A 25,728-nucleotide genomic window follows, 5' to 3' on the forward strand; every position below is an offset into this window, starting at 1 on the left:
AGCAATGCTGTCCCTCTAGAGTGATTCTCTAATGACTCTTTTATAATACAACACGGACAATATGCCAAAAATAGAATACAATGCTGTGTAAATGATCATGACGATAATCATTGGTGTCCACAATTCTGTACCGAAAAGGAACCAACCAGATTTGACTGCGAAATAGCTATGGCACAATCCAATTACTAATGGGATACCAAAGTTAAAAAGCTGTTTTCGCCATATACCACGTAATAAATCACCTTGTGTAAATCCTAGTTTCCTTAAAATTGTATAATTAGCCTTTTCTTCTTCACTCTCATCCATCTGCTTGAAGTATAGAATACAGCCAGACGTAATGAGAAAGGCTAAGCCTAGAAATCCAACGATAAACATAACGAGCCCCATTGTACTTTTTTGATTTTGTAATGACGCAAGCTGGGAAAGATTCGAACCCTCATCCTGTAATTCGAGTGATTGGAAGATTTCATCTGCCTGTGCTAAATCTGATTGGTCTTCGATATCGATTCCAATATAGATTGGCGGCTGATTTTGAATCTCTGGATCCATGTCCTGCACTAACTTTTCGAATATGGTGCTGTCAACAATAGCGGTTGGTAATCCGCCACCAGTGAAATTATAGGGAAGGATGGTCCCTTCACGTAAGCCTAGAAAGTTTTGCTTAATCTCTCCGTTTGGGGTGACGAACGCTACTTCACCAGATTCTTTCAATGAAATAAACTGTTCGAGAACTCCGCTATATCCAGTAAGGATGAGCTCTTGGGAAGACACATCTATACCTTCTACCGCCTCTTCACTTACTACAGGTAATAGCATTTTATCTGGATCGGCTACCATTTCTGACTCACTGAAATCCGTCTCCATGATTTGTGAAACATCCAAATCAACTTGAACAACATCTATATTTGTTTCTTCATACGCAATATCTTCCTTGTTTAGTAAAGCTTTAAATGTCTCTGCCTCTTCTGTAGTTGCAATCGAAAAATGCGCCGGTACATTTTGTTCCGCTAATTTTTCTGCTGAATAATAGGAAATATAACTGAGACATAATAATCCAATCGCAAGCGCTGATACAGTGGTGATGATGGTTAATAGCAATGCATTCGACTTCATACGGAACATAATCGATGAAAGGGATAAGACATCATTCAGATTTAAATAGCCGCCCTTGCTTTTTCGAATGAGATGAAAGATAAAGCTAACGCTCCCTTTATAAAATAAATACGTCCCAATAATGACAGAAGCCAGAATGCTCACCATTGCTATAACTAATTGGGGAAATGTGACAAAGTCGCCACCAAATAGTTTTGTTGAGACAAAGTAGCCGGTAATAATAAGTCCAATTCCGATAACGCCGATAATCATTTGAAGGATGGACATTTTCTTAGCCCTTGCTTCAGTCGATGAGCGAACACGGAATAAGGATAGGATGCTCTGTCTTTTAATAAATAGTAAGTTCATAATCATAATGCAAAAATAAATCGCTGTAAAAACAAGTAATGTTTGGATCATGGCCTCCGTCGAAAAACGTAGGGTGGCTACCTGTTCGATACCAATAACGTTCAACAAAATCATCATAATAAATTTCGAAGCTGCAAAACCGATAAAAGTTCCGATGACAAGTGACCCGAAGTATAAGATGAGATTTTCAAGTGTAAGTATTTGAAAGATTTTACCTTTTGTCATCCCGATCAATTGAAATAATCCAATTTCTTTGCTGCGCCGTTTAATAAAGATTGTATTTGCGTATAACAAAAAGATCGTAACAATACCAACAAGAACGATGGATGCTGTTCGAATTCCGGCAGCTCCTTTTATCGACCCTTCTGCTGCATCCATTGCCGGGTCAAACTGCAAGGTAACAAATGCGAAATAAAGCGCGACACTAAAGATTAAGGCAAAGACGTAGAGATAATAATTCTTCAAATTCTTTTTCAGGTTACGGTAGATGAGATGATTAATGCTCATGATGAACCCCGCCTAATACGCCTTGTGTTTTCATAATATCTTTGAAAAAGGTTTGTCTTGTTTCCTCTCCCTTATTTAATTGGGTATAAATTTGACCATCCTTGATAAAAATCACTCTGGAAGAATAGCTTGCGGCAACCGGATCATGCGTTACCATAATAATCGTTGATCGCAGCTTTTCGTTCAAGTCACTTAATTTATTTAATAAATCAGAAGCTGCTTTGGAATCGAGAGCTCCTGTTGGTTCATCTGCGAATATGATGCTCGGCTCATGAATGAATGCACGAGCTGCGGATGTACGCTGTTTTTGTCCACCAGAGATTTCATTTGGATACTTATCTTTTAAATCGGCAATCCCAAGTTCTGCAGCGAGTGCACGGAATTTTTGATCTGCCTCTTTTTTAGGTGTCTTCTTAATAGATAATGGTAATAGAATATTTTCCTTAACGGTCAACGTATCGAGTAAATTATACTCCTGAAAAATAAACCCTAAATGCTGCTTCCGAAATTCGGCTAATTGTTTTTCACGCATGCGTGTAAAATCAGTGTTCTCTATTTTAATCGACCCTTGACTGACTTCGTCGATGGAAGATAATACATTGAGCAAGGTCGTTTTTCCCGAACCGGATGCCCCCATAATACTAACGAATTCACCCTTTTCCACGGTCATATCGATGCCTTTTAACACTTCTTGTTTATTAAACTTATTTCCATAGCTTTTATGGATTTTAGTTGCTTGTAATATATGCATGTTCTCACTCCCAGTTTATTCGTTAGTATTAGCTTAATCGATTCCTATAGCCTTTTCCTTCGATTTACCGAACAAAAAGAAGAAGCATATGACAATTTTGTCACATGCTTGTGAGTTGTACAAATGTATTCTTTTTTGGAAAGGTTAAGGTGAAGGTCGTGCCTTCTCCAAGAGTTGATTGTACATCGATCTCGATTGCTAAAGATGCAGCTGCCTTTTTGGTCAAATAAAGTCCCATACCAGTTGCAGCATTGTCCTGGTGACTTGTCGTTGATGTAAAGCCTTTGTCAAAAATACGCGGGAGGTCTCTCGGGTCGATTCCCCGTCCTGCATCTTGAATCACTAACTTAATTTGGCCTGCTTCTAGATAGCTTGAAATGAGGATGTCCGAGTTCTCGCTGTACTTGACAGCATTCGTTAACAGCTGTCTGACCATAAACGAAAGCCATTTTGCATCGGTTAGAACCTCTGGATTCTGTAAAGAAATATCAAACCCGATTCCTTTTTGCATACACCATGATTTTAAATCCTTTATTTCTTTGTAAAGGAGCGCCTCCAAGGCAGTGACCTCGATATATAGATCGTTTTTAATAAAAGGGATGCGTCGCTGATGGAGCTGCTGATCGAGCAAGAGATGGATTCGTAACCATTCATTATTTAATTGTGCCTTTAACCGTTCATCTTCCATGCGATCCATCATTAATTGCATGGTCGTTAAGGGCGTTTTCACTTCATGAATCCAGCCTAAGAGATCATCTTTTTCCTGCTCCACACTGATAAGAAGATCCGATAACGATTTTTTGTAGTACTGGGCTTGATCGGTTAGTTGTGTATTTGTTATTTTTTCAAACGGTGTTCTCGCATCTTTTAAACTTATTAAATCAAAGTCATCGCCCAACGCTTCTAATTCCTTATAAAAGGTTGTCTCTTTTTGAAAACGAACCATCAAAAAGAGAATGAAAATAATGCAGCTCAAAAAAACAATGTACAAAATCGATTGAAAGGGGATGGATGCGTCAAGGTAAGCAATTAGCAGGAAGAGGGCTTGCAAGGCTAGAAAGAGGATGATCCAGCTGCGTCTTTCAATCATATATTTTCTAATCATGCAGATACGCCTCTTCTATCGCGATATAGCCCTGTCCAACCTTTGTTTCAATAAAACTCCCCAACCCTAGTTCTCCCAAGCGTTTACGTAGCCGATTCACATTAACGGTTAATGTGTTATCACTGACAAAACGCTCATCATCCCATAAACGTTTAATGAGTTCTTCGCGGCTAACAATTTGATTTTTTTGCTCGATTAAAACGTTCAAAATATACATTTCATTTTTCGTTAATTCAAGGCTTCCTAGATGGTTGCTGACGGTATTTTTCGTATAATCAACTGTTGCGCCGCACCATGTTCGCAATTCCGTTTGTTCATTATTGTAATTGTACACACGCCGAAGAATTGCTTGAATCTTAGCGATGAGCACATCGAAATGAAACGGCTTTTGAACAAAGTCATCTGCACCAAGCTGCATGGACATCACCATGTCTGTCGGATGGTCACGTGAGGACAGGAAGATAATCGGGACATTGGAATGTGAGCGAATCATGCGACACCAATGAAACCCATCGAATTTCGGCAATTGGATATCAATAATGACTAGATCAGGCTTCACTTCTGTGAATTCCTGAATCACATGATTGAAATCTTGAACACCGTACACGCCATACGACCATTGGGATAAGCGTTCTTTTATTTCATTAAATAAGGAAGCATCGTCTTCAACAAGCATAATTTTAAACAAGGAAGCCACCACATTTCTATATTGCATTCTATTATAATTGTACCTTAAAAAAGGAGGGGGCTGCTAGGGTTTTGGAATATATGTTTTCAAGAACTAGTATTTGGCGAAAATCGTTTTTAGAAAAGACAAGAAGGGTAAAAGGGGTATAAGGGAAATATGAATATATCAGTGGAGGCGAACAATGACTACAAAGGAAAAAGTGTTATTAACAAAAGAGGATTTTTATAACAGAACAGACCTGCCGAGTTGGCTCCATCAAGAATATGTAACTTTTCATAACACGGTCACAGATAAAACATTTCCTTGTTTTTTTGGGATGAGAGCCGAATTGAAGGGCGAGCTCCGCTATGCTTTTATAAGCCAAAACGACTGGAGTAATTTACCGTCTGCAATTGAAAACTTTCTACAGCTGTTTCAATCACCGAACTATAAAAGGCACGGACTTTTTGTATTTGTTGAGCCTTTTGAGCAAGAGGGCAATCTAGAGGATTACCGCAAGCAATTTTGGGAGATTCTGCAATATTTGCATGAAGCAGATGAAGTGGAATGGCCAGCACAGGCTCCTCGTGATCCAGACCATCATTTATGGGATTTTCATTTTAATGGTGAGCCCATTTTTGCATTTGGAAATGCGCCAGCATATAAGAAGAGGAAAACACGAGATCTCGGAAACGCAATGGTGCTTGGATTTCAGCCTCGCAAAATTTTTGAAGGATTGGAAGGAACCGAAAAAGCCGGTATGATGTCTCGTGAAAAAGTTCGTGAACGTGTAGAAGCTTGGGATGATCTGCCTAAACACCCTGATATCGGGCACTTTGGCGACCTGACTCATAACGAATGGAAGCAGTTTTTTATTGGAGATGATATAGAACCAATCCAAGGAAAATGTCCATTCCATCATAAATCACAAGCCTAAAATGATCTCATGAGATTTCAGCGCGTATAAATAAATTGCTATGAACAAAAAATGCTTTCGACCCTTTTTTGAAGGGCTGAAAGCATTGCTTCCAATGCACTAACCAAGGAATCATCTCCTTATATAAATAATATATTTTGTTCAAGTATCATTTCTGTTTCAACCTCAACTATCCTCATCACGGATAGTTAGTCAATCTCAGGATATCAGCAATAATATCAGAGCTGCCTGGTGTAAATAAAAAGACTGATAAACCAATTAATAGAACACCAGTAGAGCCTAAAAATATCACCCATTTATTTGAGAGTGAAAGATGCTTAAATGCTTGTAAAGCAGCTCCTGAAATAAGGCAAACGCCTATAGAAAGAATGATAAAATAATAAAATCCCACTACATCAACCCATTTTGATAAATAAAATCAATTTGTTCTAGCAGTTTAAACTCTTCTACTAGTTGAAGCCCTTTTTAAGCCACCTACTCAAAAAAATGCTTTTGAATATTCAATACCCCCTGAAATTTGACACTAAGTATTTTCGTTAATTCAATTAGCATAAATGTTTCATCTAGCTTTCAAAAGGTGCTTTATTCCCCATAAGGAGGCTTTTCTTGAAACAGAATTAAAGACCGGTTAAATTTAAGTGCCAGCTTTTTGTGTTTGGCAAAAGACAAAGTGAACATCCGGATTCCAAACGTGCAGTTGATCCGCAATATACCCGCGTAGCCACAACACGCCGTTAATTTTTCTGAGGTAAAAGCCTTTAGGAAAATCATCGTCTTCACTTATTACTTCGGATGCTACTGTGATGGAGCCAGAAGGAGCTTGATGCTGGGGTGAGAGATTTTCTGAATTACCTTCAGTTTGATCTAGATGCTTTAGTCTTAGGTGAGGTCCCAGTTCAAGTGGACATAACTCCAAGCCAAGTTCGCCTGCTCGTTTAAAAATCTGTGGCATTGTAGCCCCATCGGGAAAGCCAAGATCCCTAACCGTTAGTTCAACGATCTTTAAGCAGTATTTTGTTTCTGATGTAGTGACCTTATTATTCAATAATAGTTTTTCTCCATACCCATTCATCATGATAGAATGTTGTTGCAATTTTTGAATAAGCTGTGATTTCGTTAGCCCGCCAACCTCTATTGTCCTAGTAATGACAGGGCAGTCGGGGTATATTTGCATTTGCGTTCACTCCTTCATACTACTCGAAATAAACATGGAAGCATCTTGCTTCATAAAAATCTGCTTTCCGTGATAGAAGGTTTTCACATCACTTGATTTAAATCCAACTTCAGCTAATATCTCCTTTAGCTCCGCATGTGAAAAACCATTATGAACTTTCGGGTGACTGATTTTATCATTTTTATCAAAATCAATAATAACTAACTTTCCACCATCATTTAAAATATGGAACAATGCTTGTAAAATTTTCTTCGTATCTGGAATATGAAGAAGTACCAATGACATTAAAATAATATCTGCCTTCAGTTCAGGAATTTCTTTTGTGAAATCGGAGTAAAGTACGTTGGCATTGGTAATTCCTCTGTGTGTGATTTTAGCCTGTGCAACCTTCAGCATTTGCTCAGATGAATCCACTAACAAAACAGAATCTACTAAATCCGATAATTCTAAGCCGATTAGGCCAGTCCCGCTTCCATAGTCGAGTAAAGATTTTGATTTGCTATTTTGTATTTCGGCTTTTACTTCCTTCACGATCACGTTAGCTAATTCCATTCTTTCTTCTGTATCATATTTTTTTGCCAGCTGTTCAAAAACGTTATTTTCCATAGACTGCTCCCTTATTATTAAAAATTAATATTAGTATTCATTATTATAGAAACGGTATAAATTAATTTAAACCATCTTATACATTTCATACTGCTCTATATTTGCCTTCATAAACCCTAGCTTTCTAAGAAATTCAGCCATATCAATATTGTTAGGCATACTGATCGTCAGCTTTTTCAGGTTTCGTTCGATTATTGCATGTGCTAAAAGATTACGGGCAATTCCTTTTTCCCTTTCATCTTCACTTACATATAAAAAATAAATTTTACCTGCCTCTGTAATGACCAAAGTACCTATTATCTGATCGGCAAGGTAAGCAGTAAAACAGTGAGCAGTATAATCCTGCATAAAATAATCCGCTTCATTTTGCCAGTTAATATGGGTCGATAAAATAGCCTTTCTCACCCCTTCTGCTACGGATAGATCAACCTCTTTAATCGTTATATGTTCCACTATCGTATGTTTCAATTGATTATCATCCACTGATTTACTGAAATAGCTGATTGTATGGTACTTTTTATATCCTTGTTTCTCATAAAAGCGGATAGCACGGTCGTTATCTGATAGTACTTCTAAACTTAATCGGTCACATTGCTGATTGATTCCATTCTGAACAAACAAGTGGAATAATGCTTGACTCACACCTTCTCCACGATATTCTGGTGTTACACATAGGGTACCACAACGTAAGTTTTTGAACCTATCAAAAGTTCTGATACCGCCAAGTATTAATCCAACAGGTTCATTATTTTGAAAGGCAATAAAGGAGTCTTCTAACGTATTTCCCTCAGATCCAAAGAATCTTTCAAAGAACGGTTCAAGTGTTATATTCATTGGAATGGCATAGTCTGCGTAACCACTTAAAAATGCTTGATGAATCAATGGTTTATCTACTTCTGAACATCTTTTATAATTCATTTGGCACCTCCGAGTTATTTGGTTAAAAAAATGACTAACAAACCTCCTTGAATTTGCTAGTCATTTTCAACGTTCGCGCTAGGTAACAGAATCTATTTCGTGCTTTCAATACCCACGGTGCACAAAATAATTCAACACATGCTTTAAAAACGGATTATTATGCTTTAATACTTGCAAGGTCTCCATTGCTAAACAATAATGCTCCCACATTTCTTTTTTCGCTGCCTCTATCCCGAGAACGGAGACGAACGTGGAATTGTTATTTTTTTCATCTCTAAATGGTGATTTACCAAGTTCGGATGGATCGCCCTCCACATCGAGCAAGTCGTCCTTAATCTGGAAGGCAATTCCTGCATGACGTGCGAATTGTTTCAATGCATGCTTTTCAGATTCATTTGCACCTGCTAGAATTGCAGGCATCATAAGAGCAGCCTCAAATCCTAGCCCGGTTTTATAAAAGCACATCTCATTCAATTGCTCGAGTGTTAAATGCTCTCCCTTTGTCTGCAAATCCATCGCCTGTCCCCGGCACATGTCAGCCGTCACATTTGCCGAATAGTGAATGAGTTGGAGGACGGATTTGGCATCAAAACTTTGAAGAGATGCCTGCTCTGCCACTGCTTGTTGTGTTAAATAAAGACCAGATAACTCTGCGGTAGCTGTAGTATATGTTCGGTGTAAGGTCGGGTTTCCTCTACGAAAATCTGCGTTATCTTGAGCTGGCAGATCATCATAAATCAAGGAGGCTGTATGCATATATTCCAGTGATTTTAGCAGTGGTTGGATTGCTTTCTTATCCAATCCATATTCTTCCACGCCCATGAACCACGTAATAATCGGGCGAAGCCGTTTTCCGGTGCTGCCTAGGCTATAATTTGCTGCTTCCATGATTGACTCGTCAAGGAGAACATTTTCTTCTGACTGAGAAATCGGCAGGGTTGCATTTAAATCCTCTCTTACCTTTTTTGCCTGAGTGACAAAAACGTCCCTTTCCTCCCGATCCTGTCTTAGGTTGCGAATCATACGATCACGAATTAATTTATCAAAAAAATCCACGTCTGTTGCGTGCTGCACGAGATCATCGACGGTTTCTTGTAACGCGGGAATTCCGGAGAAAAGGAGCCCCATCACTTGCTCATATTTTTGCTCTCCTTTTTTCGCTTTAAATCGCTTCAAACTATTGATTGCCCGGGATAGGATTACTTCACGCGCCTGCGGATCGGAATCGTACACGTTGTGAATGAAGTTGGCGATAACAGTCCAATAAAGCTCAAACGGATTAATCAGATCCTTGCGCTTCTCATAATGCTCAAGGTAATAGGTGTACGGTGTTACTCTCCCGCCTTGCCGGTCATCTGCCATATCAGTAAAATCATCTGCAAGCTGGTTGTATATCCCATAGTAAAATGTCCGCTGATCAATCCCCTCATCCTCAGAAGCATCAATAATCGAACGAACGATGAGCCGTGATGCCGACGACTTTAAAATAACGGGAATGTATAGTTCTTCATTTGTATACGTTTCATTTCTTAAATCCTTTACACGTTCTACCTCCTGTGATTGATAAAAAACATATGCCTGTTCGAGAAAAGCCTCCCAGTCCTCGGCAGGCAGGCTTTCGTGAATCAACTCAAACGCGGCTTTCAGTTCAGAATGTATAAAACGCATATGCTTCCCGTTTTCTCCAGTCCATTTACCTAACGGGGGGACAACCCCTGTAACGAGTGTGATTCGGATCATCTCTGAATAGCGATTTTTCTCTTCAGCAGACAATACATTGGAATCGAGTAAATCATCAATAAATGGATAGGTGAGACCGTAGGCATAACCTAGTCGAATTGCTTGCTCGAGCTTGGCGGACTTTTCTTCGGGATCAATGTCATCTCCCATTTCCTCTATTGCCTGCATTACTAATCCAGCAATTATCTTAATTAATTTACGCTGTGCTTCTTCGGCATCCATGCCCGCTGGTATATTTTCAGTAACCATGTTTAGCTTTTCCGTTACCCAAATAAATGTTGATTCAATCCCATTTTTCTCAGCCATGCGGTACAATCTTGCCATACTAAACATGTCTTCTTGACCTGCTTGCTTCCTAGTAAGCTGCTCTTTTAAACGCCCGACAATACTGCCGATCCGTCTTTGTGTAGCTGGAGAATCTAGTGCATGCCCCATGTCCCGCATGAAGATATAGGAAATGCTTCGTTTCAAATACGGATCCAATTTACCAGTCAACTTCAATGATTGGATAAATTTGTAATCATCGAGCTGTTTTTTATTTGTTAAAGTTGAAATGAAAGAGCGACGTTGAACATGCTGTGGTTTCCATAATTCCAAGTCCTTTATTAATGCCTGGACATACGATTGGTCAGCATGCTGTCCAAATAAGGATTTAAAGTACGCTTCGGCTCTTTGCTCTGCTTTATGATAAGCGTTGTCCGCGTTGATGATTGTTTTTTCATTCATATGTTTACTTACCTCGAATTCCTGATTTTTTCTATATAAAATTTAATCCATACTAAATTATTCTACGCTGGTTTACGATCCCTATGATGAAATTCCTATATTGGAAAAATCAACAGCTCCCTATATTAGAAAGATGCACTCTATTTGGTAGTGAATCCTAATTAATAATAACAAAATAGAGCTAATATAAATTGAAACGCTAATCATATAACCATTGACTTTTTGTTTTGGGATTGCAATTTTTGACAATCTGAAGTGGTTTGTCATGTGCTCTTAACGATAACACGGTTTAAATACGTGCTAGTTGTGAAAAAAGATTCATCCTTGTATGGAGAGTTTTTAATTTAGGTATCGTCAATATAACACGATCACACTCTCTAGGGAAGCGATCCCGCCTCCACTAAAGTACTCCCAAATAACTGCTAAATAAAACTAAAGTCCTTAAATTTAACGTTTTTAGGTAAAGCGATTGGGGGAAAAGGTACAGGGAAAGCAAATTAATTATACGGGAGGTATTTTTTTGGGACTTCAGAAAGGGAAAAATTACTCGTTTTTGGAGACTGGAAGGCCAGTAGCTGAGGGGATGAACGGAGCCGTAACATCACCCCACTATCTAGCTACACAAACTGGGAAAAGAATCCTAGATCAAGGTGGTCATGCTGTAGAGGCAGCAATTGCTGTTAATGCTGTACTTTGTGTCGTTATTCCGCATATGGCAGGCTTAGGAGGCGATTTATTCGCACTAATCTGGGATCAGGATGAAAAAGAAGTAAAGTCCATGCACGGCAGCGGTAAATCCGGCAGCTATGTAAATCGAGAGGCTTACAAACAAAAAGAGCTCCGGGAGATTCCAGAGCGCGGCCCCTTAGCTGCGAACACCATTCCAGGAACTGTCGATGCTTGGTGGGAGCTACATCAGCAATATGGAAGGCTAAAGTGGGAAGTTTTGTTTGAGGATGCGGTTCATTATGCTGAAAGCGGCTTTCCAATCACGGATAAAGTAAGTAACTTTATTCAGGAAAAAGCTGAATTATTAAGCGACCATGCTACTACAAAACAGGTATTTTTTAAAAATGATCGTCCTATTCTAGCAGGAGAACTGCTTGTTCAGCCTGATTTAGCTTGGTCCTTCAACCAAATTGCTCAATCGGGAAGAGATGCCTTTTATAATGGAGAAATTACCGATAAGATAATTGCTTCAATGGAGAAACATGGTGGCCTTCTAGTAAAAGAAGATTTCAAAGAGCATAGCCTCGAATGGGAACGTCCATTATCGACAAGTTATAGAGGATTTGAAATCTATCAAGTAAAACCGAATACACAGGGTATTGCTGTATTAATGATGTTAAATATGTTAGAGAAAAACGATATGACCTCGATTCAAGATGGTACTCCAGAATATTATCACCTTCTAGCTGAAACCGCTAAGCTAAAATTTCGTTTTCGAGATAAATGGGTTACGGATCTGGAAACGATTGATCTTCCTTATGATGAGCTCCTATCTAAATCTTTTTCATCAGAGGTTTATGACCATTTTTCGTGGGATGACGTATATCGAGAAGAAGAATTAGAAGAGCTTCCAAAGGTTGACGACGGACGTGATACAGCTTATCTTAGCGTCGTTGATAAAGAAGGAAACAGTATTTCTCTTATTCAAAGCATTTTCCACGAATTTGGCTCCGGATTTATGCCAGAAGGATGTGGCTTCTTTTTACAGAATCGGGGATCCCATTTCAGTTTGGATGAAAATCATCCCAATACGTTAGAGCCGAATAAGCGTACGTTCCATACTATCATTCCCGGGATGGCATTGAAGGACGGCAAGCCATTTATGCTATTTGGAGCGATGGGGGGAGAAGGGCAGCCCCAAACCCAATGTGCCATGCTTACAAAAGTTATCGATTTTGGGTATAACATGCAGCAGGCAATTGAAGCACCACGCTGGTTGTATGGCAGAACATGGGGTGAAGATAGTTCCACGCTCAAGCTGGAAGGAAGAGTTCCAGATGAAATCATTAATGACTTACGTAGACGTGGGCATACAGTTGAAATCGTAGAGGATTATTCCCAGACAATGGGCCATGCACAAGGAATTATTATAGATCATGAAAGAGGAGTATATAGTGCTGGAGCGGACCCGCGTGGGGATGGAATTGCCCTGTGCTGGTAAGCTTGATAAACAATTGTGTTGGAGGAATAAATGATGGAAAATAATTTACCAGTTGATTTAATGCATTGGATATTAGCTATCACACCATTAGTTCTGCTTTTGCTAATGTTAGTTGTCTTTAAGTGGTCAGGCGGCACCTCTGGGTGGGTCGCAATGGGTGTAGCGACATTACTAGGCTACTTTATGTTTGAAGCACCATTGGATAATTTAGCAGTTGGATTTGGAAAAGGGCTTTGGGAAGCATTCTTTATCCTTCTCGTTGTATGGTTTGCTTTATTGCTCTACCATGTTACGGATGAATCCGGCTCGTTTAAAGTCATTCGGGAAGAGGTACAAAACCATAGTCAAAATTACTTGTTTCTTGTATTAGCGTTTGGTTGGGTGTTTGCTTCATTTCTTCAAGGTGTAGCGGGGTTCGGTGTTCCGATCGCAGTTGTAGCACCGCTTTTAGTAGGGTTAGGTGTTAAACCTGTTGCCGCTATTGTCATCCCGTTAATTGGACACTCATGGGCGAATATGTTTGGAACACTCGGTGTAGGCTGGATTGCCACAATTAATGCCGTACAGATTGAAGATACGACATTAACACTTCTATATTCCGGAATCCTATTATGGATACCGAATATAATCGGTGGATTCATGATTTGTTGGTTATTCGCTAAATGGAAAGGCGTAAAAGAAGGTTTTCTAGCTGTCGTAATTATTTCACTTATTCATGGTGGAGGACAACTTGCTATGTTAATCTTTAACGCGGAGCTGAGTACGTTTATCCCAGCAATTTTAGCGTTTGGTGCTTTATTCATGCTTTCCAAACGAAAGAAATACAGAGAAAAATCAGAGACGGAAGAGTTAACAGACATTCTTGAAGAAACGGATTCAAAATCGGAAGAGAAGCCGGATATCTCATTACACCAAGCATTTATGCCATATTATGTACTGTCTGTAGTTAGTATTGTGTTTCTTGGAATCGGACCAATTCAAAGCTTTCTCGATCAATTTCAATTTGGACCGCCTTTCCCGGCGGTCGAAACCGGCTATGGCTTTGAAATGGAGGCTGAAGAAGCGTATTCTCCTATCGCTCCACTTACACATCCAGGATTCTATTTACTTGTGTCGGTTATCTTTGCCTACTTCTGGTACAAGCATTTAGGATTACATCATAAAAACACGACTAAGAATGTATTTTCTGGCTTAAAGGATAACGCTCTGGGGGCATCACTAGCAATAACTGGATTTTTAACGATGACCATGATTATGGAAAATTCAGGACAGACTAACGTACTTGCCCTTGGAATTGCGGATATATCACCACCAGCTGTTTATGCAGGATTAGCAAATGTCATTGGGATAATTGGTGCATTTATGACATCATCGAATACGTCATCCAATGTGCTGTTCTCGCCATTACATGGATCTGTTGTAAATTCGATGGAAGGGTTATCCCTGCCACTCGTTATCGCTGGTCAGTCAACAGGTGGAGCAATTGGTAATGTCATTGCACCAGCCAATATTGTATTAGGAACAAGTACTGCGAACGCGCAAGGAAGAGAATCTGAAGTATATAAGATTACGCTTATCTTCGCACTGTTTGCAGGTGTCGGCGTATCTGCTGTGAGTGTGTTCTTGCATTTTCTAGGAGGATAAACAGAGAAATCATCGGTGAAGCAGGGAGGCTCCATCGATGATTTTAAGTTTTAAAGAGATCTCAATTCTTCTTGCTAGCTGGAAAAATGGTATACGACCATGACCAAATAAAATCGATAATAAAAATAAGTCCCCAAATCATCGAAATCCTATAAATCGTATCATTTGCATACGGTGTCTCGGCAACATTCTCTGTTCCAATCCAAGATAAGTCTTTCAGATAGTCTAGTAATTCACTAGTTCCCCCTGTTCCATAAATCCAAAATGCTGCTTGAAGACTGGCAAATATGATTAAGTGAACAGTAGAACTCCTCCGATATTTTTTAGCAATATATTTCGGGTCCTTTTGTCTGTCCATGATACGAATATCTTTTTCTGTGAGCAGCTGTACCCCTCGCCAATTGCCAATTTTTTGTCGCATCCAGCGATCAAGCTTCATAAAATCAAAGATTCCAAATGTACATGCATAGAGAACAAACACAGTAATGATAATTAAAAAGGTAGAAATCTCTCCAGTTTCTTGGTATATCATCAAACCTAAGAGAGCTTCTAAAATTAATAGAATGATAAACAGTAGGAGAAAGAGCAGGCTACGTTTTTGTTTGTTGAAAAAATAGCGGACAACACCAAAGATGAGAAGCGATAACACGGATATAATTTCTAATGCAATAAAGATTTCCCATTGATAGTTGAGTAGTAACCCCATAATTGAAAACATTCCTCCATTCGATATCGTTAATTTAAGTAAATACGATTTGCAGGAAAAAATCAATTTGATTTATAAAATGTATGGAAGAAAATAGCCAGATAGTGAAGGACGAATTTCTGATTTTTTAAAACGGTAGATCAGTTCACAACAGTATTATAGGCTAAGTTATATGTAAATGAGTTTTTTCCTTAGAAAGAGGAGGTGGATACCAGCTTAGTAGTCTTCTAAGCTGGTATCCAATTAGCATTAATGAACAGCAGTTTCTTTAGAGTTTGTTGGCCATAGAAGCCCAATAAGGGCACCAACTATAGCTGGTAAAATCCAGCCAAGACCAATATCGTAAAGTGGTAAATAATCCATATAGAACATTTTAATGGATTCGAACAAATTGAAAGACGCGCTTGGCAAACTATCGACTAACGTGCTGTAGCCGTCCAAAAGACTAACGCAAAAAGTAAGGAACAATGCAGTTGCGTAAACACGTTGCTTATGGCCGAATAGGGAAGAACAAAGGGTTAAGATAATCAGAACAATCGCTAAAGGATACAGCAGCATTAATACTGGCACCGCATATTGAATAATATTCGTTAGACCAAAGTTGGCAATGAAAAATGACATTAGACATAGTACCAGAACGAATAATTTATAACTGATTTTTGGATATAGTTGATTAAAAAACTCGCTGCAGGCAGTAATAAGTCCAATGCTCGTTTTTAAACAAGCTAGTACGATAATAATAGCCAATAGAATGGTCCCGAATGATCCGAAATAATGCTGAGCCACTGCGGCAAAGATTAAACCGCCATTATCATATGTACCGATGGCCGATACGCTCGAAGCCCCCATATACGTAATAAGTCCATAAATCAGCATCATTAATGCCATGGCAAAAAGACCTGATTTCCATGTGACCTTTGCAATTTCCTTTGGATTGGTGATACCTCGTCCCTTAATTGCGTGAATGACAACAATACCAAACGCAAGTGATGCAAGAGCATCCATCGTGTTATAGCCCTCTTTAAATCCTGTTATAAAAGCTAAACCGCTATAGTCGCCAATTGGCATAGCGAATGGTCCCATTGGTTTGACGATAGCAATGGAGATTAAGATGAATAAAAACACTAAAAATGCAGGAGTTAAATATTTTCCGATATAGTCGATAATTTTTGCTGGATTCAACGAGAAATAATAGACAATCGCAAAAAATAAAAAGCTAAAGAGCCCTAGATATAAACTGCCATGTGCTGGATTGATATATGGCTCAAAACCAACCACAAAAGGTACCGTCGCTGTTCTTGGAATAGCAAAAAATGGCCCGATGGTTAAGTAAAGTGCCACGGAGAAGACAACACCAAATAGTGGATGGACTCGACTGGTTAACTGTCGTAATCCGTTGCTCCCGGATAAACCAAATGCTAAAATCCCTATAAATGGAAGACCGATTGCGGTTATAAGAAATCCAATTAATGCCGGCCAGAAATTCGTGCCAGCAAGCTGGCCCATCTGGATTGGGAAAATTAAATTCCCTGCACCAAAGAACATTCCAAACAGCATCGTGCCGATGATAGAATAGGTAGAAAATGATATTTTTTGTTGCATACTTGATGTCCCTTCTAGATGAATAACATTTATTTTAACACCATTTTTATTGATTCGCTATAGCAATAAAAGGAACGGAATGTTCACACGTTTTAGATCGTTTCCTTTAGTTATCTGCCTTTATTGCTATGCTGCCAATCGCCTTTCCGCATCCATAAATAGTTCTCAGCGTGCCTTTTAAATTGAACAAGGTACGCTGAGAGTACGTCTATTATGCTCGATCTTTGTAATAGGCTTTTCGTTCGTCCATTTTCTCTGGCAGTGCATGAATCGATGCTATGAGCTGATTCAGCTTTCCCTCGATTCGGTGCAGTAAATAAAACGTAACGGCAACCGGGAATCCAACTTCGGTCAGAAAAGCTATCCACGCGTCCATAATTATTTCCTCCTTTTATGAGCTTTTGAAATAGGAATATGACCAGTGATTTGCCACTGGTCATATTCACAAGATTATTGCCCTAAGTCGATTTCTTCGACCGTGCTTTCTGAAATACGTGCACTATGCTTAGCAACTAAATCGCCGCCGCTCGATGTGAAGGCATTTTGTTCGATGATTGTATCCATTGCTGCATTAATAGCAGCAGGATCAACTGGTTCAACTGGCTTATCCAATGTGTACGTAACAATTTTCCCGTCCTGATTGGTAAATTTCAGCTCTAATCGGCGCATGATCTACACTCCTTTCTGAATAGATTTTTTCACAACTTACCCTTCACGAATGTCTGTTGTATCACGACGGTTAATCGTGTACAATGGGCGCTCCTGCAAGCTTACAAAAGCTGTTGCAACAGTAAGTAATTGCTCTGCTGTTGCACTTGTTTTGACATTGTTAAAGCTTTTGTTCTTAAAGATAGGTGATCCGGACTCAGAATCAATCCCATCTTGAAGCACAAGCTGCAGGGAAGACTTTGTTAGATTTGCAATTGCCATGTTTCTCACCTCCATTCACAACTACAATCGAAGGAAAATGAGATTAGGGGGTGAGCTTTTATTTTTTTATAAAAGTATAAAAGAGGGATTACTGCTTTCAAAAAGAGAATGGGTAATAACGTGGAAGCTTCTGTGTTAAAATGAATTAAAAATCCTCGTGTTTACACTAAGAGATAAAAAATAGGGAGAATAAAAAACTATGCGGATTCGTGAAATGGAAGAAAAGGATAATCAGAAAATGGAGCAAATTATCAAACGTTCATTGGAGTCATTTAACTTAGATATCCCAGGAACAGCCTATTTTGACCCCCAGCTGAGCAGTCTGGCGCAATTTTACAAAGAACAAGCACATGCTAAGTATTGGGTTGCGGTGAATGAACTGGATGAAGTCATAGGCGGTGTGGGTATTGCACCATTTGGACAGAAAAAGGAGATTTGCGAGTTGCAAAAGCTGTACATCGCTCCTATTGCTCAAGGGAGAGGTCTGTCGAAGGAGCTAATGAGGGTAGCAATCGACTACGCAAAAGAGCACTATACATACTGTTACTTAGAAACATTGAAGGAACTTGAAGCAGCTAATGCCCTATACAGCAAATTAGGCTTTCAGAAGCTTGAAAAAGCACTGGAAGGCTCGGAACATAATGCAATGGAAGTTTGGTATATAAAGGAATTATCGTAAAAATAATAAGGTTACAGGTGATAACATGTTTTTAAAACGAATTGAACTTCAAGGTGATCGTACCCTACCTTTTCATACCTATCCGTTTTCGATTCCAGCTATTAAAAATATCGGTCAATTGGATTTAACGAACAAGGTAACCTTTTTTGTTGGAGAGAATGGGACAGGGAAATCCACATTGCTAGAGGCGATTGCTGATAAGGCCGGCTTTAATACGGCGGGTGGTGGCAGGAATAATTATTATGATGTACCTGCTTCTGAATCGGCACTAGGGGACTATATTCGCCTTTCTTGGATGCCGAAAGCCACAAACGGCTTCTTTTTGCGGGCTGAGTCTTTTTATAATTTTGCTACACATATTGATTCTGTAGGTGCCCAAGGTGCATATGGCGGGCGATCCTTGCATCATCAATCGCATGGAGAGTCGTTTTTTTCGCTTTTTCTAAATCGGTTTAAGGGGAATGCTATCTATTTATTGGATGAGCCAGAGGCTGCTTTATCGCCTCAGCGCCAGCTCTCACTTTTACGAATTCTCCATGATTTAGAAGTGGCTGGTGATAGCCAGTTTATTATTGCTACACATTCTCCGATTCTTTTAGGGTATCCAAATGCTGTTATCTTAAGTTTTGATGATGAGAAAATTCAAGAGATTGATTATGAGATGACCGAACATTACCAAATAACAAGCTATTTTTTACAACATCGAAAAAAGTTTTTGCAGGAGATTTTTCGTGATTCCTGATTGATATAGGAATAAATGCTTGATGAGATTAATCAGTATAATGAAGAAGGAAATTAGAGAGGAGGAGAAAACGGAAATGGCAACTACAGAGAGAGCTTGTCCAAATGGGCATACATATTATAAAAGCAGTGACTGCCCAACATGCCCGGTTTGTGAACAGGAACGAAAGCCAAAAGCAGGATTTTTATCATTGCTTTCATCGCCTGCACGACGCGCATTAGAACATGAAGGAATAACAACCGTACAACAGCTATCAAATTTTACGGAGAAAGAGATTTTAAAGCTTCATGGGATGGGGCCAGCTTCCTTGCCAAAGTTGAGAGCGGCTTTGGAAATGGAAGGTTTATCATTTAAAAGTAAGTAATGATATTAGTCCATAATGAGGGAAAAAAAGAGGCAATCCTATAAATAGGCTCGCCTCTTACAATTTATTCACCTAAATCCACATTATGATAAACGTTTTGCACGTCCTCTAAATCCTCTAACGCATCAATCATCTGCTCAAATTGCTCAAAATCTGCTGCAGAAAGCTCTACATCATTTTGAGCGAGCATCGTTAGCTCTGCAATCGTGAATTCGGTAATGCCAATAGATTTAAATGCTTCCTGTGCTGCATGGAACTGATCTGGCTCCGTGTAAACAATCACAGATCCATCTTCTTCAGCGATATCACGGACGTCAACATCTGCTTCCATCAATAGTTCAAGCACGTCATCCTCTGTTTTTCCTTCCACACCGAAGACAGCTACATGATCAAACATATAAGCAACAGATCCGCTTACACCCATATTTCCGCCATTTTTACCAAACGCAGCACGTACTTCGGACGCGGTGCGGTTAACATTGTTGGTTAGCGTATCAACGATGACCATTGATCCGTTCGGCCCGAAGCCTTCATAACGATTTTCGTCATAGTTCTCTTCCGAACCGCCTTTTGCCTTTTCAATGGCGCGATCGATAATATGCCTTGGTACGCTATATGTTTTTGCTCGCTCGAGCACTACTTTTAAAGCTTGATTGGATTCAGGATCTGGTTCGCCCTGCTTGGCTGCAACATAGATTTCCCTGCCGAATTTTGCATAGATCCGGCTTGTATTCTTATCCTTTGATGCTTTCTTTTCCTTAATATTGTTCCATTTACGTCCCATTTGGACCACTCACTTTCTATACCTCTAAATAAAACTATAAAACTTTAGAAGCTAGATTTCCAGCTTTTTTTTGCAAGATAAGAAAAGTTTTTTAACTGCATAGGTGCAATATTGACAGCTATCTAAGAGATCGGTGACTAACAGTGTTGTCTAACAAAAAAGTATTTGCATAAAAGCTATGCGTGGCTCTCCATGGTTAATCGGTCCTTTTTTCCATGCAGAAAATAATATAGAACCATGATAGCAAGAATCACGATGCCAAGGATGATATACAGCGATCTGTAGCCGGTATATGGAATGATGAAACCAAGCAAGTACGGACCAAATCCAAGTCCTGCGTCCAGAAAAATAAAAAAGGTTGATGTTGCAAGCCCCATATGATGTGGCGGAGTTAATTTAACGGCAATCGCCTGCGAACCAGATTGCAAATTACCAAAGCCAAGACCAATTAGTGCACCTGCCACCAATAGAGTAAATCCGCTTGCAGCGACACTTAAAAGCAGCATCCCGCCAGCAAAAATGATAAGGGCAGGATACATAACAATATTTGCGCCTTTTAAATCCATTAAACGCCCTGTTATTGGGCGTGATATTAAAACAGCAATTGAATAAACGAGGAAGAAGAAGCTAGCTGCTTCCACAAGATTGATATCAATAGCGTAAAAGTTAATATACGAGAGCACACTGGAATAGCAAAAAGCAATCAAGAGCGTGATGCAAGCAATTGGCAATGCCTTTGGTGCAACAAAGCTTGAGATTTTAAAGCCTTTTGTTTCCCTTGGTGTGTGCACCTCTTGTGCTTCATTTACCCGCACGAATAAGGCAATAACTATATTGATGATACCTAGTACAAGACAGAAAGCAAAAATGATTGGAAAGGTTGTTTGTTGAACCATGAGCAAGCCAATAAACGGGCCAATGGCAGTAGCCAATGTTGCACTCATACTAAAATAGCCGATACCTTCTGCTTTTCGTGATGTTGGGATGGTTTCCGCAATTATAGTTCCAGCTGCCGTACTAGCCATCCCTGCCACAATTCCATGTATAAGGCGCGTAATTAATAGAAAGCTAATACCCAAATTCAAGAAATAAAAGGACGTGGCGACAATACATAAGATAAGTCCAATCATCAATGTCCGTTTACTCCCAATAGAGTCAATATAGCGTCCAGTAAATAATCTTCCAATTAAGGAGCCGATAATAAACATGCCCGTAATAAGCCCAGCCGTGCTTGTCGAAGCATGATACGCATCTACGGCATAAATCCCGATCGTTACGACGAGTAAATAAAAGACAAGTGTTAAGAAAAAGTTAACGACAGAAGTGATTGTAAAGTCCTTTGTCCATAGTTTTGGTCTAGATTGTTCCAATGTTGTTTCTCCTTTCATCATATCACCGTACATAAAAATAGTTATCTAGAATAACTAAATAATATATCATAAATTGGATGATACGTATAGGGGAAGAAATTCCTGGATAGCTGTAATTAGTATTGAGCGGCTTCTCTATAATTGCACTCCAAATAAGCTCTTATCCGCGAAATCTCGACCTCCCAAGCCAAACAAAAAAACTGACAGTCTTAAAACAAAGACTGTCAGCAAAACTTGCTATTTGCGTAATAACAGATACATAAAATATGGTGCACCAATAAGCGCAACAACAATACCTGCTGGAATGCCGTCAGGGGAGACAAGGTTTCTTCCGATGGTATCTGCAATTAACAGTAACCAGCCTCCTAATAATATCGCTACCGGAATAAATAGCTGATTGCGCGGTCCGACTAGCGATTTTGCAATATGGGGTGCCATTAGCCCGACAAATGCAATCCCACCTGAAACGGAGACGGCTGAAGCTGCCAGTGCTACTGCAGTGAAAAGTAAAAGGATGCGTTCTTTTTTTACGGCAACACCAACACCAATTGCGACCGGTTCGTTCAGTGCAAGAATGTTTAAGCGATTTGCCTTATACAGGGCATAGGGGATGAAGATGATTAGCCATGGTAATATTGCTAAAATGAATGGCCAGTCCGTTCCCCAAATATTCCCTGCGAGCCATTTCGCGATAAAACTAACCTTTGCACGTTCCTGGGATGAGATGAGAACAATCATGATACCGGATAACGCCAGTGAAAAACCAACACCAATAATAATCATGCGTGTCGGGTCGAGCGGTCGTTTTTTCTCATAAGAAAAAACATAAATAAGCAGAGCAGTAAGAAACGCCCCAATAAAGGCAACGACCGGAAGCATGTAAACAAATGTGCCAGATTGAACTGGATAAAATAAAAAGAAAATCGCTACTGCTACTCCGGCGCCAGAGTTGATGCCGATAATTCCTGGATCAGCTAAGTCATTACGCGTTAGCCCTTGGAGAATTGCACCAGAGAGAGCAAGCGCCATCCCGGCAAGAATTGTAACAATAATCCGCGGCAAGCGAATAGAAAATAAAACAAAGGACTCCTTAAATGAACCAGCACCAAACAAGGTTGGAATAATTCGATCATAGGATAATGCAGCATCTCCAATTCCCATGCTGATGATAATCGTGAGTAGGGTAAAAAATACTAATAACCCTAGAACGATTCGTTGTTTTTTGATTAACTTTGGATGTATCATGTGAATGCTCTCCCCCCTTTACGGATAATGAGCAGGAAGAAGGGGAGACCCAAAACCGAAATAATAGCGACAATCGGTGTTTCCCACGGAGCATTGACAGTACGAGCGAGTGTGTCAGCAAGGAGCATTAGAATTGCCCCAACAAAAGCTGACATTGGTAAGATGTAGCGATAATCTGTACCAACAATTGCTCGGACGATATGGGGAACCATTAAACCGACGAATGCCATATTTCCAACTAATGCGACTGCTGCACCTACTAGCAGAATAATGATGACAAACAGAACGGCCTTAATTTGCGTTGTCTTTTGTCCAAGACCGACAGCAACTTCCTCATTGAGACTTAGAATGGTTAATTGTCTAGAAAATCCGAATGCAATAAGCATGCTTACAATAAGAAATGGGATAATGATTTGCAGCTGTCCCCATGTTGTGCCGATAAGCCCTCCAGCAGTCCACATGGATACCTCTTTGGATACGTTAAAATAGATCCCAATTCCTTCCGATACAGCTTGAAGAAAAGCAGATACTGCTGCTCCAGCAAGAATAATTTTGAAAGGGGAAAACCCTCCACGCTTAATAGCGCTTATTCCAAACACCATTGCAGCGCCGATTGCAGCTCCAAGGAAGCATGTAAACATAATTCCGTAATAATTGAGAGATGGCAGCAGTACAATTGCAACAGCAAGTGCAGCGTTTGCACCTGCTGTTAATCCAAGCAAGCCAGGGTCAGCTAGTGGATTTCGCGTCATGCCCTGCATAATTGCTCCAGCTATGGATAGGGCTGCACCGACAAAAACAGCGGCAACTTCTCGTGGCAAGCGAATTTCCCGGATAATGGAAATGTCACTTCCCTCCGCATTGGAAGCAAGTGACAGCCACACATCTTTTACTTGAATATCGGCAGCTCCATAAACAATGGATACAATAAATGTCCCAACAAAGAGCAGCAGGACTACTATCATTTTGTAATAAAAGGGTATCGACGTTTTCGTTTCCTTTTTCATAAATACTCATCTTTTCTCTGTATAGTTAGTTAAGGAAAGCCTCTTTGAAAAAAGCAAGCTGCAATTCTAATGTTAATGGGTCATTGAAATAAAATTCATGTCCATTTACTTCAAAAACATTGTCATTGGCTACTGCAGGGATGTTTTGATAAATGTCTGATTCCATAAAGGAATTGTCTGTTTCATCAAATCGGCTGAAAATCATATAGTCACCAGCATATTCAGGAAGTACTTCTAAAGACATCGCATAATAGCCGGCCTCCTGTGCTTCTTCGGCAACTTTTTCAGGCATTTTCAAATCCATTTCCTGATAAAGAATTTCTGTTCCGCGGCCCCAGTTGTCGCCGTAGACATAAAGCTGTTTATCGAAGTTTTCAATAACAGAAACTGTTGCATCTTCGCCAATTTCTGCGCGGATTTCTTCGCCTGCTTCCTCAGCACGTTGTTTGAAATCATTAATCCAATTTTTAGCTTCCTCTTCTTTATTTAACAGTTTACCAATTTCCAAATGCTGTGTTAAGTAATCAACAGCTCCATATGTGAACAATACGGTTGGAGCAATTTCGTTTAACTTATCGACATTGTTGATTCCAGTAAGACCAATGATTAAGTCAGGTTCCAACTCAAGGATCGTTTCCAGGCTCTCATCACTAACCTCTTCTACTTCAGCTAAATCTTCTTCCCACTGAGGGTTCATTTTAGCCCAAGCATCAACCCCAACAAGGTTTACATCCAAAGCCATGACATTTCCCGAGAAGGATGAAAGAACGACGACACGCTGTGGGTCAGCTGGAACTTCAACTGGTCCATTTTCTGATTCATAGGTGATTGTATCTGAATTGTTATCTGTAGTATTATCTGTTTCTGCCCCTTCATTACTACATGCCATCAGTAGTACAAGCAGGAATGCGAATGGAATAATTAACTTTTTCATCGTTGTTTCTCCTCTTTCATTAAGTTGTATGTGATGCACATCGGTTTTCCTGTGCGAGGGTCTTTGCCAATTTCCGCATCAATTTGGAACACTTTTTTCAATACATCATGTGTAATAACCGTTTCACAATTGCCAGATTGTACGATTTGTCCGTCCTTTAATGCGATAATATAATCAGCAAAGCGAGCAGCCTGGTTCAGATCGTGAAGTACCATTACGATTGTTCTTTCTTGCTCCTGGTTAAGGCTTTGCAAAAGCTCTAACACTTCAAGCTGATGTGCCATATCCAAGTAAGTTGTTGGTTCATCCAAAAAAATAATCTCTGTTTCCTGAGCAAGCGCCATCGCAATCCAGACGCGTTGTCTCTGTCCTCCAGATAACGCGTCTACCGGACGAAAGCGGTACTCTAACGTTCCTGTAACTTCGAGTGCCCATTCAATCACTTCATAGTCGCGTTTCTTTAAGCGCCCAAACCCACTTTGATAGGGGAAGCGTCCATAGGAAACAAGCTCTCCAACCGTTAAGCCATTTGTGCTTTCAGGAGTTTGTGGGAGGATGGCCATTTTTTTCGCTAGTTTTTTTGTATCTTGTTTCGAAATATCTTCACCATCCAAAATGACGGTTCCAGATTCGTGTGCAATAATTCGTGTAATCGCTTTTAACAATGTAGACTTTCCACAGCCATTCGATCCGATGATGGTTGTGATTTTTTTATCTGGAATTTCAACACTAAGATCCTTCACAATTAAGTGTTCTCCATAACCAATATTTATATTTTCAGTCTGTAGACGAAACATGTTAGGTCCCTCTTTTCAGGTAGCTTCGGATAGTGATAATGATTCTCATTATCGAGCTAGTCTCCTAAACTATAATTTGCATCGTTTCTTTTGTCAATACATTATTTTTACAATCATTCATGAAGGAGATTCAGATGTGTTTTTTTACATTTAATAAGAAGT

The 25,728-nt window shown here is 39.7% G+C and carries 25 protein-coding genes; 6 read left to right on the forward strand and 19 right to left on the reverse strand.

Annotation, left to right across the window (positions count from 1 at the left end; translation table 11 throughout):
• Positions 1-15: 15 nt before the first annotated feature.
• The 4 genes from D1B32_RS00705 to D1B32_RS00720 all read right to left on the reverse strand — a co-directional run bounded on the left by D1B32_RS00705 (position 16) and on the right by D1B32_RS00720 (position 4,512).
• Positions 16-1,968 carry an ABC transporter permease gene (locus D1B32_RS00705; protein WP_095310452.1) on the reverse strand — a complete coding sequence of 651 codons (1,953 nt, stop codon included), beginning with the start codon at positions 1,966-1,968 and terminating at the stop codon, positions 16-18.
• Positions 1,958-2,719, reverse strand: a complete 762-nt coding sequence (locus D1B32_RS00710) for an ABC transporter ATP-binding protein (protein ID WP_095310454.1) — start codon at positions 2,717-2,719, stop codon at positions 1,958-1,960. The genes D1B32_RS00705 and D1B32_RS00710 overlap by 11 nt, the downstream gene beginning before the upstream one ends.
• Before the next feature lie 100 nt (positions 2,720-2,819).
• A complete protein-coding gene (locus D1B32_RS00715; protein ID WP_118888353.1) occupies positions 2,820-3,824 on the reverse strand; it encodes a sensor histidine kinase in 1,005 nt (334 codons plus the stop codon).
• Positions 3,817-4,512: a response regulator transcription factor gene (locus D1B32_RS00720; protein WP_095310458.1), complete on the reverse strand. Its 696-nt coding sequence runs from the start codon at positions 4,510-4,512 to the stop codon at positions 3,817-3,819. The genes D1B32_RS00715 and D1B32_RS00720 overlap by 8 nt, the downstream gene beginning before the upstream one ends.
• Before the next feature lie 181 nt (positions 4,513-4,693).
• On the opposite strand from D1B32_RS00720, the gene D1B32_RS00725 reads away from it, so the two are divergent.
• A complete protein-coding gene (locus D1B32_RS00725; RefSeq protein WP_095310460.1) occupies positions 4,694-5,428 on the forward strand; it encodes a YqcI/YcgG family protein in 735 nt (244 codons plus the stop codon).
• A gap of 634 nt (positions 5,429-6,062) precedes the next feature.
• Here the strand turns inward: D1B32_RS00725 and D1B32_RS00735 are convergent.
• The 4 genes from D1B32_RS00735 to D1B32_RS00750 form a co-directional block, all read right to left on the reverse strand.
• Positions 6,063-6,602: a helicase gene (locus D1B32_RS00735; RefSeq protein WP_118888354.1), complete on the reverse strand. Its 540-nt coding sequence runs from the start codon at positions 6,600-6,602 to the stop codon at positions 6,063-6,065.
• Positions 6,603-6,608: 6 nt separating this feature from the next.
• Positions 6,609-7,208: a class I SAM-dependent methyltransferase gene (locus D1B32_RS00740; RefSeq protein WP_118888355.1), complete on the reverse strand. Its 600-nt coding sequence runs from the start codon at positions 7,206-7,208 to the stop codon at positions 6,609-6,611.
• A 66-nt stretch (positions 7,209-7,274) separates the two neighbouring features.
• Positions 7,275-8,126 (reverse strand): GNAT family N-acetyltransferase, encoded by an 852-nt coding sequence (locus tag D1B32_RS00745; protein ID WP_118888356.1) that lies wholly within the window; start codon positions 8,124-8,126, stop codon positions 7,275-7,277.
• A 105-nt stretch (positions 8,127-8,231) separates the two neighbouring features.
• Positions 8,232-10,592: a polyprenyl synthetase family protein gene (locus D1B32_RS00750; RefSeq protein ID WP_118888357.1), complete on the reverse strand. Its 2,361-nt coding sequence runs from the start codon at positions 10,590-10,592 to the stop codon at positions 8,232-8,234.
• 520 nt (positions 10,593-11,112) lie between these two features.
• Between D1B32_RS00750 and ggt the strand changes: the two genes are divergently transcribed.
• Entirely contained in the window at positions 11,113-12,762 is a 1,650-nt protein-coding gene (gene ggt / locus D1B32_RS00755; RefSeq protein ID WP_240033693.1) for a gamma-glutamyltransferase, read from the forward strand.
• A 33-nt stretch (positions 12,763-12,795) separates the two neighbouring features.
• Positions 12,796-14,406 (forward strand): L-lactate permease, encoded by a 1,611-nt coding sequence (locus D1B32_RS00760; protein ID WP_118888358.1) that lies wholly within the window; start codon positions 12,796-12,798, stop codon positions 14,404-14,406.
• A gap of 61 nt (positions 14,407-14,467) precedes the next feature.
• On the opposite strand, the gene D1B32_RS00765 is transcribed toward D1B32_RS00760, so the two are convergent.
• From D1B32_RS00765 to D1B32_RS00785, 5 genes are all read right to left on the reverse strand, one after another.
• Positions 14,468-15,112 (reverse strand): hypothetical protein, encoded by a 645-nt coding sequence (locus D1B32_RS00765; RefSeq protein WP_118888359.1) that lies wholly within the window; start codon positions 15,110-15,112, stop codon positions 14,468-14,470.
• Between the two features lie 249 nt (positions 15,113-15,361).
• A complete protein-coding gene (gene brnQ / locus D1B32_RS00770; RefSeq protein ID WP_095310478.1) occupies positions 15,362-16,714 on the reverse strand; it encodes a branched-chain amino acid transport system II carrier protein in 1,353 nt (450 codons plus the stop codon).
• 211 nt (positions 16,715-16,925) lie between these two features.
• Positions 16,926-17,090 carry a YvrJ family protein gene (locus tag D1B32_RS00775; RefSeq protein WP_095310480.1) on the reverse strand — a complete coding sequence of 55 codons (165 nt, stop codon included), beginning with the start codon at positions 17,088-17,090 and terminating at the stop codon, positions 16,926-16,928.
• Between the two features lie 74 nt (positions 17,091-17,164).
• A complete protein-coding gene (locus D1B32_RS00780; protein WP_118888360.1) occupies positions 17,165-17,383 on the reverse strand; it encodes a DUF2922 domain-containing protein in 219 nt (72 codons plus the stop codon).
• A gap of 36 nt (positions 17,384-17,419) precedes the next feature.
• Positions 17,420-17,644, reverse strand: a complete 225-nt coding sequence (locus D1B32_RS00785) for a DUF1659 domain-containing protein (RefSeq protein ID WP_118888361.1) — start codon at positions 17,642-17,644, stop codon at positions 17,420-17,422.
• Positions 17,645-17,843: 199 nt separating this feature from the next.
• Here D1B32_RS00785 and D1B32_RS00790 point away from each other — a divergent pair, with 199 nt between their 5' ends.
• From D1B32_RS00790 to D1B32_RS00800, 3 genes are all read left to right on the forward strand, one after another.
• On the forward strand, positions 17,844-18,323 hold the full coding sequence (locus D1B32_RS00790) for a GNAT family N-acetyltransferase (protein WP_118888362.1): 480 nt from the start codon (positions 17,844-17,846) through the stop codon (positions 18,321-18,323).
• Positions 18,324-18,348: 25 nt separating this feature from the next.
• The gene (locus D1B32_RS00795; protein WP_118888363.1) at positions 18,349-19,065 is read left to right on the forward strand and encodes an AAA family ATPase; all 717 of its coding nucleotides are present in this window, start codon (positions 18,349-18,351) and stop codon (positions 19,063-19,065) included.
• 76 nt (positions 19,066-19,141) lie between these two features.
• Positions 19,142-19,429, forward strand: a complete 288-nt coding sequence (locus D1B32_RS00800; protein WP_118888600.1) for an RNA polymerase alpha subunit C-terminal domain-containing protein — start codon at positions 19,142-19,144, stop codon at positions 19,427-19,429.
• 64 nt (positions 19,430-19,493) lie between these two features.
• Here D1B32_RS00800 and D1B32_RS00805 read toward each other — a convergent pair whose 3' ends face one another.
• From D1B32_RS00805 to D1B32_RS00830, 6 genes are all read right to left on the reverse strand, one after another.
• Entirely contained in the window at positions 19,494-20,213 is a 720-nt protein-coding gene (locus D1B32_RS00805) for a YebC/PmpR family DNA-binding transcriptional regulator (protein ID WP_118888364.1), read from the reverse strand.
• Between the two features lie 176 nt (positions 20,214-20,389).
• Positions 20,390-21,583, reverse strand: coding sequence for an MFS transporter (locus tag D1B32_RS00810; RefSeq protein ID WP_118888365.1), 1,194 nt, complete (start codon positions 21,581-21,583; stop codon positions 20,390-20,392).
• Positions 21,584-21,820: 237 nt separating this feature from the next.
• Positions 21,821-22,828 carry a FecCD family ABC transporter permease gene (locus tag D1B32_RS00815; RefSeq protein ID WP_118888366.1) on the reverse strand — a complete coding sequence of 336 codons (1,008 nt, stop codon included), beginning with the start codon at positions 22,826-22,828 and terminating at the stop codon, positions 21,821-21,823.
• Complete coding sequence (locus D1B32_RS00820; RefSeq protein WP_118888367.1) at positions 22,825-23,835, reverse strand: FecCD family ABC transporter permease; 1,011 nt, start codon at positions 23,833-23,835, stop codon at positions 22,825-22,827. The genes D1B32_RS00815 and D1B32_RS00820 overlap by 4 nt, the downstream gene beginning before the upstream one ends.
• Positions 23,836-23,860: 25 nt before the next feature.
• Positions 23,861-24,769, reverse strand: coding sequence for an iron-hydroxamate ABC transporter substrate-binding protein (locus D1B32_RS00825; protein WP_118888368.1), 909 nt, complete (start codon positions 24,767-24,769; stop codon positions 23,861-23,863).
• Positions 24,766-25,566 (reverse strand): ABC transporter ATP-binding protein, encoded by an 801-nt coding sequence (locus D1B32_RS00830; protein ID WP_095310500.1) that lies wholly within the window; start codon positions 25,564-25,566, stop codon positions 24,766-24,768. The genes D1B32_RS00825 and D1B32_RS00830 overlap by 4 nt, the downstream gene beginning before the upstream one ends.
• Positions 25,567-25,728 lie beyond the last annotated feature (162 nt).

It is taken from the genome of Oceanobacillus profundus, from assembly GCF_003515705.1.
Lineage (GTDB): Bacteria > Bacillota > Bacilli > Bacillales > Amphibacillaceae > Oceanobacillus > Oceanobacillus profundus.

Bases quoted from the DNA above. Each gene is read 5' to 3' on its own strand.
- D1B32_RS00745 (WP_118888356.1), bottom strand. From the start codon at position 8,126: ATGAATTATAAAAGATGTTCAGAAGTAGATAAACCATTGATTCATCAA.
- D1B32_RS00800 (WP_118888600.1), top strand. From the start codon at position 19,142: ATGGCAACTACAGAGAGAGCTTGTCCAAATGGGCATACATATTATAAA.
- D1B32_RS00705 (WP_095310452.1), bottom strand. From the start codon at position 1,968: ATGAGCATTAATCATCTCATCTACCGTAACCTGAAAAAGAATTTGAAG.
- D1B32_RS00775 (WP_095310480.1), bottom strand. From the start codon at position 17,090: ATGGACGCGTGGATAGCTTTTCTGACCGAAGTTGGATTCCCGGTTGCC.
- D1B32_RS00830 (WP_095310500.1), bottom strand. From the start codon at position 25,566: ATGTTTCGTCTACAGACTGAAAATATAAATATTGGTTATGGAGAACAC.
- D1B32_RS00710 (WP_095310454.1), bottom strand. From the start codon at position 2,719: ATGCATATATTACAAGCAACTAAAATCCATAAAAGCTATGGAAATAAG.
- D1B32_RS00820 (WP_118888367.1), bottom strand. From the start codon at position 23,835: ATGAAAAAGGAAACGAAAACGTCGATACCCTTTTATTACAAAATGATA.
- D1B32_RS00780 (WP_118888360.1), bottom strand. From the start codon at position 17,383: ATGCGCCGATTAGAGCTGAAATTTACCAATCAGGACGGGAAAATTGTT.
- D1B32_RS00825 (WP_118888368.1), bottom strand. From the start codon at position 24,769: ATGAAAAAGTTAATTATTCCATTCGCATTCCTGCTTGTACTACTGATG.
- D1B32_RS00735 (WP_118888354.1), bottom strand. From the start codon at position 6,602: ATGCAAATATACCCCGACTGCCCTGTCATTACTAGGACAATAGAGGTT.
- D1B32_RS00790 (WP_118888362.1), top strand. From the start codon at position 17,844: ATGCGGATTCGTGAAATGGAAGAAAAGGATAATCAGAAAATGGAGCAA.
- D1B32_RS00725 (WP_095310460.1), top strand. From the start codon at position 4,694: ATGACTACAAAGGAAAAAGTGTTATTAACAAAAGAGGATTTTTATAAC.
- D1B32_RS00815 (WP_118888366.1), bottom strand. From the start codon at position 22,828: ATGATACATCCAAAGTTAATCAAAAAACAACGAATCGTTCTAGGGTTA.
- brnQ (WP_095310478.1), bottom strand. From the start codon at position 16,714: ATGCAACAAAAAATATCATTTTCTACCTATTCTATCATCGGCACGATG.
- D1B32_RS00785 (WP_118888361.1), bottom strand. From the start codon at position 17,644: ATGGCAATTGCAAATCTAACAAAGTCTTCCCTGCAGCTTGTGCTTCAA.
- D1B32_RS00750 (WP_118888357.1), bottom strand. From the start codon at position 10,592: ATGAATGAAAAAACAATCATCAACGCGGACAACGCTTATCATAAAGCA.
- D1B32_RS00740 (WP_118888355.1), bottom strand. From the start codon at position 7,208: ATGGAAAATAACGTTTTTGAACAGCTGGCAAAAAAATATGATACAGAA.
- D1B32_RS00715 (WP_118888353.1), bottom strand. From the start codon at position 3,824: ATGATTAGAAAATATATGATTGAAAGACGCAGCTGGATCATCCTCTTT.
- D1B32_RS00760 (WP_118888358.1), top strand. From the start codon at position 12,796: ATGGAAAATAATTTACCAGTTGATTTAATGCATTGGATATTAGCTATC.
- D1B32_RS00765 (WP_118888359.1), bottom strand. From the start codon at position 15,112: ATGGGGTTACTACTCAACTATCAATGGGAAATCTTTATTGCATTAGAA.
- D1B32_RS00805 (WP_118888364.1), bottom strand. From the start codon at position 20,213: ATGGGACGTAAATGGAACAATATTAAGGAAAAGAAAGCATCAAAGGAT.
- D1B32_RS00795 (WP_118888363.1), top strand. From the start codon at position 18,349: ATGTTTTTAAAACGAATTGAACTTCAAGGTGATCGTACCCTACCTTTT.